The following is a 14,645-nucleotide window of genomic DNA, read 5'->3' as shown; positions in this document are numbered from 1 at the left end:
CCCACCGGCCGTTGCCATTCACTGCTGTCCTACTTGCGTACCGGCGGTCAGAACCGGTAGTCGGCGCTGACGTACCAGAATGCATCCGGCAGGTCGTAGGTGCCCGCGTCGTAGCCGTTGAGCGAGCAGCTCAGGCAGACCGGAGGCTCCTTGCCGAACACGTTGTTGGCGCCGGCCGACAGCTTCAGCCCTTCGAGGTTGAAGGCATTGCTCCAGGCGACCTGCAGGTCGTGGAACGTGGTCGAACCCAGCGTGTTCTTCTCGACGCCGCCCATGCAGCCCGGCGCGTCGCCGACCGGCACGTTGCTGCAGTACTCGTCGACCGCGCTGATGTAGCGGCTGGTCCAGTTGACGTTCCAGTCGCCCAGCGCCCAGCCGATCGAGAGGTTGGTCTGCCAGTCCGGGATCGCGCTGTCGTTGACCTCGATGCCGACCTCGCGCTGCGACTTGTTGCCGTCGATGTCGACCGCCTCGTAGTTGAACACCGTGGTCGCCTGCAGCGAGGCGCTCAGCCTGCCCCAGCCCCACTCGGGACCGTTCCAGTTGACCTTGATGTCGAGACCGTCGGTTTCGACCGTGCCGAGGTTGTCGAGGAAGTTCTCCGGCGGATTGAGATTGCCGCTGGACTGGCGGGTGAACGGTGCGCAGGTGGGCGAGGACGCCACCGTGCCGCCGGCACGCAGGCAGGCCTCAAGCAGCGCCTGCAGATCGCGCGCCTGGATCGCGCCGTCGATCTCGTGGTTGTAGTAGCTCAGCTCGAAGTCGAGCCGGTCCGACCACGCCTGCCCTTCCGCCCAGGCCGGCGCATAGACGACACCGAAGGTGTAGCTGTCCGACTCCTCGGGCTCCAGATCCGGATTGCCGCCTGTGAAGGTGGTGATCTGGGTGTTGGCCTGCTCGAAGTTCGGCGGAGCGCCCTGCGCGGCGCAGCCGGCGGCGAAGTCGGGCGATACCGGCCCCGGGTTGCCGGTGGGGCCGCAGGGGTCCACCAGGGTCGCGCCGAACTGGGTCAGGCCGTACAGCTCGCCGAGGTTCGGCGCGCGGAAGCCTTCCGAGTAGGTGCCGCGCAGCACCAGGTCCTCGATCGGCTGCCAACGGAATCCCACCTTGCCGGTGGTGGCGCCACCGAAGGTCGAATAGTCGGAGTAGCGGATCGCCGCACTCACGTCGAGGGTATCCAGCAACGGGAAGTTGCCTTCGGCGTAGACCTCGCTGACGTCGTACTCCTCCGACACCGCCGCAGCGAACGAGTCCTGCGACTCGCCGCTCTGGCGCAGCGGGTCGGGGTTGAAGTCACCCTTGTAGTTGCGATGCTCGACGCCGGCAGCGAAACCGGCGTAGCGGTCGCCGATCGGGAACAGGTCGCCGGTGATGTTGGCCGACAGGATGTCGAGGGTCTGCTTGCTGGAGTCGATCTGGGTGGTGCGGATGTAATCGATCATCTCCTGGGTCATCGGCCGGCCCTGACCGCCGAACAGATCCAGCGGCACGCAGCCGGGCACCAGCGCGCAGACCGCGGGATCGCCGAGCGCGAGCTTCATCTTGGCGACGTTGTAGCCGTTGGTGAAGCGCTGCTCGGCCTTGTTCTCCGAGTGCACCAGGTTGATGTCCCAGTTGTAGCCGTTGCCGACGTTCCACAGGCCGTCCAGCCCGAGGTTGAAATAGATGGTGTCGACGTCCTGCTCGAAGATGCGCGGGCCGACCTCGACCGGACGCTTGGTGATGAAGCCGAAGTTGCTGGCCGGATCCAGGGTGATGCCGTACGGGTTGTACGGGTTGTCCTCGTGGACGATGATCGTGTCGGCGATGCCGCCGGTGCCGGCGAACGGACCGACGAAGATCGGCTCGGGCGCAGCCTGGTTGGTCGAGGTGCGGTTGTTGTACAGCGCCTTCGCGTGCAGGCGCACGTTCTCGGTGATGTCGAAGTTGAGGCTGGTGAACAGCGCCTTGCGCTTGCTCGGCGTCAGCAGCAGGTTGTAGGGCGCGAAGTTGAAGCGGTCGGCGCCGGTGAAGCCGTGGTAGGTGCCGGCGTCGGGATCGGCCGGGTTCCAGACCGGGTTGGTGGTGCCGTCGTCGAGGGTGACGTCGTACCAGAACTCGGTGGCCGGATCGCAGAAGCCGACCGTCCCGGCCGGACGCGACGGGTCGCAGAAGATCGCGCGCCCCTGCGGGGTGCCGGAGCTGCCGCCGCGCACGCCGGTGCCCGGGGTCGGATAGGCCGACTGCTCCCAGTCGCCGGAGCTGATCCGCTTCTGCTCGTAGTAGCTTGCACCGAACACGGCGTTGAAGCGCTCGCCGCCGCCGCCGATGGTCAGCGAGGCCTCGGTGGTCTCGCCGCCCTTCGAGTACTCGCCGTAATAGCCGCGGATCTCGGTGCCTTCGAAATTGCGGCGGGTGATCACGTTGACCACGCCGGCGATCGCGTCGGAACCGTAGATCGCGGACGCGCCGTCCTCCAGCACCTCGATGCGCTCGACGATCGCCAGCGGAATGGTGTTGACGTCGGCGCTGCCGGACACGCCCGAAGCCGACGACTCGTTGACCCAGCGAATGCCGTCGACCAGCACCAGCACGCGCTTGGAGCCGAGATGGCGCAGGTCGACCTGGGCCGAACCGGCGCCGATGCCGCCGCCATCGGGCGGATAGCCGAAGTTGCCGGACGAGTTGAACTTGGCGTTCAGCGCCTGGCCGCTGGCGGTGAGCTGCTGCAGTATTTCACCGACCGACTGCACGCCGGTCTCTTCCAGCTTCTGCCGGTCCAGCACGAACACCGGTTGCGCGGTGACCGCATTGGTCTGCTTGATCCTGGTACCGGTGACGGTGACCGTGTCGAGGGTCTTGGCCGGGTCGGTGGTGTCCGGCGGGGTGTCCTGGGCCGAAACCAGCATCGGTGTCGCCAGACCGATCAGCAGGGACGCGTGGATGGCATACGCCAGGGTGTTGCGTCGTTGCGCTTTCATCGAACTCTCTCTCCCTAAGAAAATGCGGTTGAACCACACATCGAATGGCGCGCCGCTCCCCTGTCGCTCTCCATGCGGCGCACAGGGCGTTGTAAACTTTTTGTAAAGCGGCCACAACAGGCAAAGTGACACAGTGCCATCCGGCACAGCCTGTCCCGGTCCGTCCCCGGGCCTCCCGTCGACCCGTGCGCCGGCTCCCGGGCGAGCGGCAGGGGCGCAAGTACTTGATCCGGCGGATGCAGGATGCGGCCCTTCCGCACCCGCGGCGGCCGCACGCGCGGAAGGCCGGTGCGCGTGGACCGACCGCGCGACACCGCCATCGCCACCCGCCGATGCGCGGTGCATCATGGAACCTCCCTCGCTACCTCCCACCACGATGGCTTCCGCGATCAATCTGCTGGACAAGTTCACCGGCTTCCACGAGACCTGGTCGCCGCGGGTGATCGCCGAGATGAACGACTACCAGTTCAAGGTCGTACGGATCCACGGCGAATTCGTCTGGCATCGCCACGACGACACCGACGAGGTCTTCCTCGTCGTCGAGGGCCGCATGACGATCGAACTGCGCGATGGCATCGTCCACCTCGCGGCGGGCGAGATGTATGTGGTACCGAAAGGGGTCGAGCACCGTCCGGTCGCGCGGTCCGAATGCAAGGTGCTGCTGGTCGAGCCCAGGGGCGTGGTGAACACCGGCGACGCCGGCGGCGCCTACACCGCGCCGAACGACGTCTGGATCTGAGGCGTCCGGACCAGGGCCGCGTCAGCCGCCAAGCAGCAGGCTGACGCCGACCAGCACCAGGAAGGCGGCGAATACCCGCTTGAGCGTCTCGCCGGATAGACGATGGGCGAGCCGGGTGCCGTATGGCGCGGCGAGCACCGAGGCCGCCGCCACGCCCATCGCTGCCGGCAGGTAGACATAGCCGACCGCATGTTCCGGCAGCGCGCCCGGCGGCGCGTGCAGGGCGTAGCCGACCGCGCTGGCCAGCCCGATCGCGACGCCGCAGGCCGACGAGGTGCCGACCGCGCGGACCGGCGCGGTACCCAGGGCGACCAGCAGCGGCACGGTCATGCTGCCGCCACCGATGCCGACCACCGCCGAAACCGCGCCGATGCCGGTGCCGGCGACGGTGATCCCGACTCCACGCGGCGGTGGCGCACCGTCGGCGGCCGTCGGGCGGCGGCGCCCGAACAGCAGCTGCGCGGCCGCAAGCAGGCAGTAGCCGGCGACGATGTAGCGCAGCACGTCGTCGTCGATCCTCACCGCCAGGCCGCTGCCGAGCCAGCCGCCGAGCAGCAGGCCGGGCACCATCCATGCGACCGTCGGCCACAGCACGCTGCCGCGGCGATGGTGCGCGCGCGCCGATGCCGCCGCGGTCAGCACGATGCTGGCCAGCGAACTGGCCAATGCCGCGTGCATCGCCGCCTCCTGTGGAACGCCGATCAACGGCAGCAACCAGGCCAGCGCGGCGACCAGGACCAGCCCGCCACCGACGCCGAGCAGGCCCGCGAGCACACCGGCGATCGCGCCCAGCGCAACGAACAGCAACAGCGTCAGCGGCAACGACATCGACGACCCGTGGAGGATGGACCAGCGCGCAGGGTACGTTAAAAATTCGCGCCGTTGTCCGCCTGTCTCGGGCGTGGAACGGGTCGTTGCCGAAGGCGCCGCAAGGCCGCGTCGGCAGGCCCGCGACCGGGCATGCGTTGCCGCGACCGTGTTCGAAATTTCCTTCATCTTCGCTCCGCTATAGTGCGGACGATGATCGCCTCCCCCTCCCTGCACGCCGCTCTTGCGTTGACGCTGATCGCGCTCGCCACGTCCGCCTGCGCGCAATCCGCTCCCGCCCCGGCCAGCGCGACGCCGGCCACCGATGCCAGTCCTTCGGCGGTCGCCTCGACGCTCGAGCCCCTGCACGATCCGCACCTCGCGCGGGTCGGGGCCGCGATCGAGGCTGCCGAGGCCGGCCGCTTCCGCGCCGTCGAGTTCCGCGACCTCGCCAATCACCCGCTGTTCGCCTGGATCGAGTACGCGAGCCTGCGCCGCGGCCTCGACGGGCTGCCGACCGCACGCGCGCGGGATTTCCTCGAACGCCATGCGGGCACGCCGGCCGCGGAAACCTTCCGCCACGCGTGGCTGATCCAGCTGGCCCGGCGCGAGGACTGGAACGGGTTTCTCGCCGACTGGCACGGCGATACCGACGACACCACCCTCGCCTGCCATAAGCTGCATGCCGAGCAGGCCCTCGGCCGAGCCGGCGGGGACTGGAACGTGCGGGCGCAAGCGATCTGGTCGCGCACCGGCGAGTCGCTGCCCAAGGCCTGCGACGCGGTCTTCGATGCGCTCGCCGCCCGCGGCGGCCTGGGCGCCGACATGCGCTGGCAGCGCTTCGACAAGGCGGCCGACGCCTGGCAACCCGGGGTGATGCGCAGCATCGCCAGGGGCCTGCCGGCCGACCAGCAGGCGCTGGCCAACGACTACGCCGCCTTCATCGATGCACCGCATGCGCGCGCGCTGGACTGGCCGAAGACCGAGCGCAGCCGGCGGGTCGCGTCGCAGGGACTGGCCCGGCTGGGCAAGGCCGACCCGGACCGCGCCGAGCAGTTGCTGCCGCAGTACGCGCAGGCGCTGCGGTTCGACCAGGCCGATCGCGGCCGCGCGCTGTACCAGATCGCACTGTGGACGGTGGCGTCCTACCTGCCGGACTCGGCGCGCCGGCTCAATGCCGTGCCCGACGCCAGCTACGATCCGCGCCTGCACGAGTGGCGGGTGCGCGAGGCGCTGTCGCGCTCGGACTGGAGCGCGGCGCTGGCCGCGATTCGCAAGATGGACGCCGAGCAGCGCGCCGAGTCTCGCTGGCGGTATTTCGAGGCGCGGCTGGCGGAGAAGACCGGCGACCGTGCGACCGCGCAGCGCCTGTACCGGCAGGCCGCGACCGAAAGCGACTTCCATGGCTTTCTCGCCGCCGATCGCGCCGGGCTGCCGTACACGCTGTGCCCGTGGCAGCCGCGCGCGGACGCCGCCGCGATCGCGAAGGTCACCGGCGATCCGGCCCTGCGTCGCGCGGTGTCGCTGGCGCGCCTGGAGCGGGCCGGCTGGGCGGTCGCAGAATGGAAGGACGCGTTGTCGCGCTTCAGCGATGCCGAACGCCTGATCGCGGTCGAGTATGCGCAGGCCAACGGCTGGTTCGATCGCGCGGTGTTCGGGCTGCAGCTGTCGAATCCGGACGAGCGCCGGCTCTACGACCTGCGCTTCCCGCTCCACCACGACGCGACGATCCGCCGCGAGGCGGCGAAGAACCGCCTCGACCCCGCCTGGGTTGCCGCGGAGATCCGCGCCGAAAGCACCTTCAACCCGCGCGCGCGCTCTTCGGCGAACGCACTGGGCCTGATGCAGATCCTGCCCGGCACCGGCGCCGCGACGGCGGCGCGGCTGGGCCTGCCCTGGGGCGGCGCGGCCAGCCTGTACGATGCCGACACCAACATCATTCTCGGCAGCGCCTACCTCCGGCAGATGATGGACGAGAACGGCGGCCAGCCCTACTTCGCGATCGCCGGCTACAACGCCGGCCCGACCCCGCTGCTGCGCTGGCGCACCCAGCGTCCGGGAATGGACCCGGATTTCTGGATCGAGACCGTCAGCTATCGCGAAACCCGCGAATACATCGCCCGCGTGCTGGCCTTCAGCGTGATCTACGACTGGAAGCTCGACGGCGACGCGCTGCGGCTGGAGGACAGGATCCGCGGCCGCACCCAGGGCCCGCGCAAGGGCTTCGTCTGTGCGGCGACGGATGCGCAGTCGGCGGCCGTGCGGGAGGACGGCGGCCAGCCATGAACGCACCGGCACGTCACGTGGTCGTGCTCGGCGGCACCGGCTTCGTCGGCCGTTCGCTGGTACGACGCCTGCTCGACGACGGCCGCCGCGTCACCGTGCTCAGTCGCGGCCCTGGACCCGACCCGGCCGCCTACCGGGCCAAGCGCGCGCTGCTGACCCGCGACGCCAGCCTGCTCGAAGGCGACGTGCACGACGTCGACTTCCTCCGCGCGGTCCTCGACGACGCCGACGCGGTGGTCAACCTGGTCGGCATCCTCAACGAGAAGGGCGACAGTGGCGAGGGCTTCGAACAGGTCTTCACCGAACTGACCCGTTCGCTGCTGACCGCGATGCACGACAACCACGTGCGCCGGCTGCTGCAGATGAGCGCGCTCAATGCCGGCCTCGGCGACAGCCACTACCTGCAGGCGCGCGGCCATGCCGAGCGCGAGGTGCGCGCATCGCGGCTGAACTGGACGATCTTCCAGCCCTCGGTGATCGCCGGTCCCGGCGACGGCCTGTTCTGCCGCTTCGACAGGCTGCTGAAGCGGGCTCCGGTGCTGCCGGTCGGTCGTGCCGAGGCCCGCTTCCAGCCCGTCTGGATCGGCGACGTGGTCGAGGCCTTCGCCCGGGCGATCGACGATCCGGCCAGTGTGCACCAGACCTATCCGCTGGTCGGCCCGGAGGTCCTGACCCTGGCCGGGATCATCCGCCTGACCGCACGCGCCCGTGGCCGTCACCGTCTCGTGCTGGCGCTGCCCGAGGCGCTCGGCAAGCTGCAGGCCGATGTCGGCGAGCTGTTGCCGGGCAAGCCGATCAGCCGCGACAACTGGCGCTCGCTGCAGCTCGACTCGATCAGCCGCGAGGACGGCCTCGCGCGGCTGGGAATCGAGGCGACGGCGGTCGCGGAGCGGGTGGAAGAGATCCTGACCGCCTCCTAGCCGGGCATTTGCCGGCCGGATCCGCAGGCCCGGCGAGCCGGCGTCCTCTTCCTCTTCGACTCGCTACGATGTTCCCGTGACCACCCTCCTCCCTTCCACCACGTATCTCGTCGGCGGCGCGGTCCGCGACCGCCTGCTCGGGCTGGCGCCGGGCGATCGCGACTGGGTGGTGGTCGGGCGCACACCGCAGCAGATGCTGGATGCCGGCTTCCGCCAGGTCGGGCGGGACTTCCCGGTATTCCTGCATCCGGACAGCGGCGAGGAGTACGCGCTCGCGCGGACCGAACGCAAGAGCGGGCGCGGCCACGGCGGCTTTGTCGTCCACGCCGATCCGTCGGTGACGCTGGAACAGGATCTCGCCCGCCGCGATTTCACCATCAACGCGATCGCCGAGGACGCCGGGGGCCGCCTGGTCGACCCGTTCGGCGGTGCGCGCGACATCGGGACGCGGACCCTGCGGCACGTCGGCCCGGCCTTCGTCGAGGATCCGCTGCGGGTGCTGCGCGCGGCCCGCTTCATGGCGCGGCTGGCGCCGCTGGGGTTCCGCGTCGCCGCGGAGACGATGGCGCTGATGCGCGGGATGGTCGACTCCGGCGAGCTCGCCGAGCTGGTCCCCGAGCGGGTCTGGCAGGAGCTGCGTGGCGCGCTGTCCGCCGCCGCCCCGGCCGCGTTCCTGCAGACCCTGCGCGGCTGTGGAGCACTGGCCGTCGTGTTGCCGGAAGTCGACGCGCTGTACGGGGTCCCGCAGCGGCCGGAGTATCACCCCGAGGTCGACACCGGCGTGCACGTCGAGCTGGTCTGCGACATGGCCGCGCGGCTCGCACCCGGCGACGACCGGATCGGCTTCGCGGCACTCGTGCACGATCTCGGCAAGGCACTGACCCGGGTCGACCGGCTGCCGGCCCACGTCGGCCACGAACACGCCGGCCTGGCTCCGCTGCAGGCGCTGTGCGCGCGGCTCAAGGTACCGAACGAACACCGCCAGCTCGCCGAGATCGCCTGCCGCGAGCACCTGAACGTGCATCGCCTGCGCGAGCTGCGTGCGGCCACCGTGCACGACCTGCTCGCGCGCTGCGACGGTTTCCGCAAACCCGAACGGATCGCGCAGCTGGCGGTGGTCTGCGAAGCCGACAAGCGCGGCCGCAGCGGGCTCGCCGAAGCGCCTTATCCACAGGCCGCGCTGCTTCGCGCCGTCCATGCCGCGGCGATCGCGGTACGGGCACAGGACGTGGCAAGAGGACTCGACGGCCCGGCCGTCGGAGCGGCCATGCGCAAGGCACGCATCGCGGCGATCGCCGCAGTCCGGGCCTGACACGGCAGAAGCCTGCAGGAGCGGCGCAAGCCGCGATGAGGCTTTCCCACGGAGATCCGGCCACGGCCCACGCCGCCCCGCGGCCGCCGGGCCACCCGGGCAAGCGGCGTACAAAAAGTGATGCCGGGCGGTCTCCCCACCGCCCGGCATCTCTCCCCCTCTGTGAACGCAGCGCGGGCGATCCCCCAATCGTTCCGTCAGCCGCCGTTCATGCTGGAATGTAACGGTTCCTGAATAAATTGCAAACCTTGTCAGGGGCCGCCGGCGGCCTTCGCACGCCGGATTGCGGAAAGGGGTCGCAGTTCCAGGTCCCGCCCGCCCGCGTCGGAACGGGCGGGCGGGCCGCTTCGGGTCGGCCCGCCTGCCGACGGTTCAGAACCGGTAATCCAGCCGCACGTAGTAGCTGCCGCCATTCATGCCGAACGGCATCGTCTCCCAGCCGTACTTGAAGCCGAGCTGCGGGAACGGGAACCCGTCGACCTCGTCCCACTTGTCCGGGTACTCGTCGAAGATGTTGTTGCCGCCGACGGTCAACGCCAGCGCGTCGGAGAACGCATAGCGGACGCTCAGGTCGAACAGCGTCTTGCCGCCCCAGGTCTGCTTGATGCCCGGGGTGAAGCCTTCGCCGGCGACCGAGCCGTAGTAGTTCGCGCGACCGGTCAGCTGCCAGGCATCCTTGTTCCACACCGCCTGCAGCACGTGGTGCTCGCCCGGCTGGCCTTCCTCGAGCAGGGTGACCTGGGTGTCGTCGAACAGCGCCTCCGGCGACAGGATCGGCGACTGCGAACGCCGCGCGGTCACCTCGGTCTTGTTGAAGTGCAGCAGCGCGGTCAGGTTCAGGGTCGATCCGCCGGCGAACTCGGTGTTGTGGTTGGCGACGATGTCGACGCCGGTGGTGCGGGTGTCGATCGCGTTGGTGAAGAACAGCACCTGGCCGACGCCGATCGGGTCGAGGATCGCGGCGATCGGGCAGTTGGCGTTGTCCGGTGTGCACGGGTTGCCGTCGGTGCCGACCGACTCGGGCTGTATGTTGCTGGAGAAGATGATGCGGTCGTCGATGTCGATGCGGAACAGGTCGACGGTCAACGAGAAGCGGTCGCTGGGGGTGAATACCAGGCCCAGCGAACCGCTGGTCGAGGTCTCCTCCTGCAACGGCTCGATGCCGAACGCGCGGGTCACGTCGCTGTCCTGGCGCGCGGTCAGGGTGTCGGTCAGCACGCCGGCGGCGTTGAGGTTGGTCGAGCGCTGGCCGTAGAACAGCTGCTGCACGCCCGGCGCGCGGAAGCCGGTCGCCAGGGTGCCGCGGATGGCGAACGCATCGGTCGCGTCGAAGCGCGCCGACAGCTTGCCGGTCGTGGTGCTGCCGAAGTCGGAGTAGTCCTCCCAGCGGGCCGCGGCGCCGACCAGGAAACGCTCGCTGAGGTTGGTCTCGGCGTCGATGTAGAGGGCGACGTTGTGGCGTCCGTCGTCGACCGCCTCACGCGGCGAGAAGCCGGGGAAGCCCTGGATGCCGGGCTGCGCGGTGTCGCCGGTCTGGCCGACGATCTCGATGCTGCGATCGTCGGTGCGGCCGTAGGTGTAGGACACCGGGTCTCCGGCGCGGATCGCGTAGTTCTCGCGGCGGTATTCCAGGCCGGTTCCGAGGTAGATCGGCTCGTCGTTGAAGCCGCCGACGCTGCCGCGGAAGTCGAGGTTGAAGGTGGTCTGGTCGTATTCCAGGGTGCCGGTGTCGGCCGAGGTCGGCGAATCGGCATGGATGCCGGCGGCCGGGTTGGCCGGATCGATCGGCTCGTACCACCAGCTGACGTTGACCGAGTTGCTCTCCTCGAAGCCGAACTTGCTGCGGCCGTGGTTGACCGAGATGTCCCAGTCCCAGTTGTCGCCCAGCGGAGCGCGATAGCCGACCGCGAGCGAGCCGTCGTCGACCGTGGTCAGGATGTTGGGCAGGAAGCCGTCAGGATACAGCTCGGGCACGGTGCGGTTGTCGCCGGCGCTGCGGAAGAAGCCCGAGGAATCCCCTTCGCGCCGCGACAGACCGCCGAACGCGTACAGCTCGCCATTGGCCACCGGCAGTCCGCTGTTGAACCACAGGTAGTAGTCCTTGGCGTCGGCGTCGCCCAGACGCTGGGTCACCCGCGGCGGGTCCACGCGCAGGCTGTCGGGGCCGGCGCGGTTGGTCTCGTTGCGGTTGCGCGCTTCCGCCGACAGGTTGACGAAACCCTCGGCACCGAGCTTGAAGCCCGTGTTGACCGAACCGTGCAGCATCTCGCCGTCGCCGGCGTAGTACTGCGAGCCCTCGGCCACGATCTCGGTGTGGTCCGTCTGCTTCTTCAGGATGATGTTGATCACGCCGGAAATCGCGTCCGAGCCGTACTGTGCGGCGGCGCCGTCGCGCAGCACCTCGATGCGCTCGATCGCCGAGACCGGGATCGCATTGATGTCGGTACCCGCCGAGCCGCGACCGATCGTCTGCTGCACATTGACCAGCGCCTGCTGGTGGCGGCGCTTGCCGTTGACCAGCACCAGTACCTGGTCGGGACCGAGCGCACGCAGGGTCGCCGGACGCAGGATGTCGGTACCGTCGGAGACGAAGGTGCGCGAGAAATTGAACGACGGCTCGAGCATCTGCAGGATCTGGCCCACTTCCATCGCGCCGGTCGTGCTGATCTCCTCGGCGCTGATGATGTCGACCGGTGCGGCGGTGTCCTCGGCGGTACGGCCGGGCACGCGCGAACCGACGACTTCGATCCGGTCGAGGGTGGTGGCCTCCTGGGCCTGTACGTCCGGAGCGGCGGGGAAGGCACTGGCGGCCAGGGTGGCGGCAATGGCCAGGCTCAGGCGATGGCGATGGGTGGCAGCAGCGGGCATGTCTCGATTTCCTTCCTCGATGGCGGATGGGCACCGGCCGTCCACGACCGGTCCGGATCGAGATTTACCCTTTCTTAACCTTTGCGCAATCAGACGAATCGCTTTTCTTCATCTGTCTTTGTGACGTCATTCGCGTTATTGCGATCTCGTTGCAGCGCGCAACCGCCGGTTCGCCACTCGGTGCCTCCGCCGGATCGAACCGCAGGCAGATCAAGGACTTGCCGGGAAAACGATTTCACGGAAAGCCCGCCCTCGACGTCGTGCGAGAGCCTCGGGCTACGGCAGCCGTGCGTCCAGGCCGAGCAGCCACAGCCGGGCCGGTGTCCAGCCCAGGCTCCAGCCGACCAGCACCCCGAGTGTGTTGGCCAGCGCGTCGAGGCCATCGGCCTGGCGCGAGGCGGTCAGCGCGCCCTGGGCGAATTCCAGTCCGATCCCCAGTGCGACCAGCGCAAGCGCCAGCAGCAGTTGCACTCCGCGGCGCGCGAACAGCATGACCGCGCCGGCGGCGAGGACCGCGTAAGCGAGGAAATGTTCGAGCTTGTCGATGCCGTCGAATGGCGCCGGTGGCAGCTCGCGGGCCGGCAGCAGCGAAGCGGCGATCACCAGCGCGACCAGCATCGACCAGGCCGCCAGCCACAGCGCGGGCCGGCGGAATCCGCGCATCGCGGGCGACTCTTCCCGGCTCACAGCCGGAAGCTCAGGTCGCCGGCGAGGAAGGCGGTTCCGAACTCGACGTCCTTCTCGAAGCCCATCGCCTGGAAGCGTTCGCCCATTGCGCTGGGCAGGGTCAGCTTCTTCACCTCCTCGGTGCGGCGCAGGCGCTCGCCCTCGTCGGCGATACGCTCGATCCGCTCCAGCACCCCGGCCAGGCCGTTGCCCATCAGGAAGCTGGCCTGCGAGCAATAACCGGCGAAGTCGAAGCCGGCACCGATGCCGGCCTCGGCCAGCGCGGTGAAATCGACCGACGCGGTGATGTCCTGCAGCCCCGGCCACAGCAGCGGGTCGGCATGCATGTGCTGGCGATAGAACGCGCGCAGGGTGCCGTCGCTGCGCTCGGGCAGGTAGTACTCGCCGCGCGGATAACCGTAGTCGACGAACAGCATCGCGCCGCGCTTCATCCCGCCGGACACCGCCTGGATCCAGTACGGCAGCTGCGGCAGCAGTTCGGCGCGGTAGCCGTCCGGCAAGCGGCGTTCGAGCCGCTGCTCGATGTGACGCACCGCGCTGGTGAGGAAGGCGTCGGCCGGGCGGGTGATGCGGGCGAAGCCGCGGCCATCGCCCACCTCGTCGATCACCACGAACTCCTCGTGCACTTCGCCGTCGACGATCGCGAAGCGCGGAGTCGGCAGCGCGTCGATCACCTCGTTGGCGAACAGCACGCCTTGCCAGTCGTGCGGAAAGGGTCCATCCACCCATTCGACCAGGTCGAACAGCGGAGGCGGCAGGCGCCGCTGCAGCCGTTCGCGCTGGCGCTCGCGCAGCTGCGCGCTGGGCTCGAGGATCGCGTAACGGTCGGGCAACGCGTCCAGCTCGGTCAGCCGTTTCAGCACGACCTCGGCGAACGCGCCGGTACCGCCGCCCAGCTCCAGGAACAGCCCCTCCGGGCCGATCTGCTGCATCACCGGCGCCAGCGCCTCGGCGCAGCAGGCGGCGAACACCGGTCCCAGCTCGGGTGCGGTGACGAAGTCGCCTTCCTCGCCGAACTTGCTCGCGCCGGCGCTGTAGTAGCCCAGTCCAGGCGCATACAGCGCCAGTTCCATGAAACGCGAGAACGGAATCGCGGCGCCGGCGGCGGCCTGGATCTCGGCGCGGATGTGTGCGGCAAGGCGGTCGCTGTGGGCGAGCGCGTCGGGATCGGGAGGCGGAAGCGATGTCATCGGCGCATTATCGCAGGGCCGAGGGCAGACGGCCGGGCGGTTGGCGGTGAAGCGCTCACTCGCTACGCTCGACGCGATCCCCTCCGCGACCTCCGCAATGCCCGAGACCCGTTCCGTTGCCCTCGTCACCGGCGCAGCCCGCCGCATCGGCGCCGCGATCGTCCGTCGCCTGCATGCGGCCGGGCACGACATCGCCCTGCATTACCGGGGCTCGGCGGATGCTGCGCAGACACTGGCGGCCGAGCTGGAAACCGCACGCGCCGGCAGCGTGCTGCTGTTGCAGGCCGACCTGGCCGAATTCGACCGCCTGCCCGAACTGGTCGCGCTGACCGTCGGCCGCTTCGGCCGCCTCGATGCGCTGGTCAACAACGCCTCGACCTTCGAACCCACGCCGATCGGCGACACCACCCCGGCGCAGTGGCAGCGGCTGTTCGCCAGCAACGCGCATGCGCCGTTCTTCCTCGCCCAGGCCGCCGCGCCTCACCTGCGCCACGCCGGCGGCGCGATCGTCAATCTCACCGATCTCTACGCCGAGCGCCCGCTGCGCGAACACACCGTGTACTGCATGGCCAAGGCCGCACTGCTGGCGATGACCCGGTCGCTGGCGCTGGAACTGGCGCCGCAGGTGCGGGTCAATGCGGTCGCACCGGGGGCGATCCTGTGGCCCGAACCCAACGGCAGCGGGATCAGCGGCGACGGCTGCAGCGCCAAGCAGGCGCAGATGCTCGAACGCACGCCGCTGGGGCGCACCGGCACGCCGGAGGAGGTCGCCGAAGCGGTGCGCTGGCTGCTGGTGGATGCCCGCTACAGCACCGGCCAGGTACTGCACCTGGACGGCGGACGGATGCTGTCGGTCTGACGGTTCTCGCGAATCCC

General features: G+C 69.6%; 10 protein-coding genes. 5 read left to right on the top strand and 5 right to left on the bottom strand.

All coding sequences use genetic code 11. From position 1 onward, the window contains the following. Positions 1 to 47: 47 nt before the first annotated feature. Positions 48 to 2,960, bottom strand: coding sequence for a TonB-dependent receptor plug domain-containing protein (locus tag L3V18_RS10190; protein ID WP_237054583.1), 2,913 nt, complete (start codon positions 2,958 to 2,960; stop codon positions 48 to 50). A 376-nt stretch (positions 2,961 to 3,336) separates the two neighbouring features. On the opposite strand from L3V18_RS10190, the gene L3V18_RS10185 reads away from it, so the two are divergent. Beyond that, complete coding sequence (locus tag L3V18_RS10185; protein ID WP_237054867.1) at positions 3,337 to 3,699, top strand: cupin domain-containing protein; 363 nt, start codon at positions 3,337 to 3,339, stop codon at positions 3,697 to 3,699. 21 nt (positions 3,700 to 3,720) lie between these two features. Here L3V18_RS10185 and L3V18_RS10180 read toward each other — a convergent pair whose 3' ends face one another. Continuing rightward, positions 3,721 to 4,527, bottom strand: a complete 807-nt coding sequence (locus L3V18_RS10180) for a sulfite exporter TauE/SafE family protein (RefSeq protein ID WP_237054582.1) — start codon at positions 4,525 to 4,527, stop codon at positions 3,721 to 3,723. Between the two features lie 192 nt (positions 4,528 to 4,719). Here L3V18_RS10180 and L3V18_RS10175 point away from each other — a divergent pair, with 192 nt between their 5' ends. From L3V18_RS10175 to L3V18_RS10165, 3 genes are all read left to right on the top strand, one after another. Continuing rightward, a complete protein-coding gene (locus L3V18_RS10175; RefSeq protein ID WP_237054581.1) occupies positions 4,720 to 6,792 on the top strand; it encodes a transglycosylase SLT domain-containing protein in 2,073 nt (690 codons plus the stop codon). Further along, complete coding sequence (locus L3V18_RS10170) at positions 6,789 to 7,712, top strand: complex I NDUFA9 subunit family protein (protein WP_237054580.1); 924 nt, start codon at positions 6,789 to 6,791, stop codon at positions 7,710 to 7,712. Before L3V18_RS10175 ends, L3V18_RS10170 begins: the two co-directional genes overlap by 4 nt. A 76-nt stretch (positions 7,713 to 7,788) precedes the next feature. Then, positions 7,789 to 9,024: a multifunctional CCA addition/repair protein gene (locus L3V18_RS10165; RefSeq protein WP_237054579.1), complete on the top strand. Its 1,236-nt coding sequence runs from the start codon at positions 7,789 to 7,791 to the stop codon at positions 9,022 to 9,024. A 372-nt stretch (positions 9,025 to 9,396) separates the two neighbouring features. On the opposite strand, the gene L3V18_RS10160 is transcribed toward L3V18_RS10165, so the two are convergent. The 3 genes from L3V18_RS10160 to L3V18_RS10150 all read right to left on the bottom strand — a co-directional run bounded on the left by L3V18_RS10160 (position 9,397) and on the right by L3V18_RS10150 (position 13,769). After that, positions 9,397 to 11,892 (bottom strand): TonB-dependent receptor plug domain-containing protein, encoded by a 2,496-nt coding sequence (locus tag L3V18_RS10160; protein WP_237054578.1) that lies wholly within the window; start codon positions 11,890 to 11,892, stop codon positions 9,397 to 9,399. Between the two features lie 276 nt (positions 11,893 to 12,168). Then, positions 12,169 to 12,555: a VanZ family protein gene (locus L3V18_RS10155; protein WP_237054577.1), complete on the bottom strand. Its 387-nt coding sequence runs from the start codon at positions 12,553 to 12,555 to the stop codon at positions 12,169 to 12,171. A gap of 20 nt (positions 12,556 to 12,575) precedes the next feature. Next, positions 12,576 to 13,769, bottom strand: coding sequence for a class I SAM-dependent methyltransferase (locus L3V18_RS10150; protein WP_237054576.1), 1,194 nt, complete (start codon positions 13,767 to 13,769; stop codon positions 12,576 to 12,578). 97 nt (positions 13,770 to 13,866) lie between these two features. On the opposite strand from L3V18_RS10150, the gene L3V18_RS10145 reads away from it, so the two are divergent. Beyond that, a complete protein-coding gene (locus L3V18_RS10145) occupies positions 13,867 to 14,628 on the top strand; it encodes a pteridine reductase (RefSeq protein WP_237054865.1) in 762 nt (253 codons plus the stop codon). The last annotated feature ends 17 nt before the right edge of the window (positions 14,629 to 14,645 follow it).

The organism is Marilutibacter chinensis (genome assembly GCF_021725675.1).
Classification (GTDB): Bacteria; Pseudomonadota; Gammaproteobacteria; order Xanthomonadales; family Xanthomonadaceae; genus Marilutibacter; species Marilutibacter chinensis.
The sequence above is the reverse complement of the archived record's forward strand: the minus strand, read 5'-3'. Positions and strand labels throughout refer to the sequence as shown.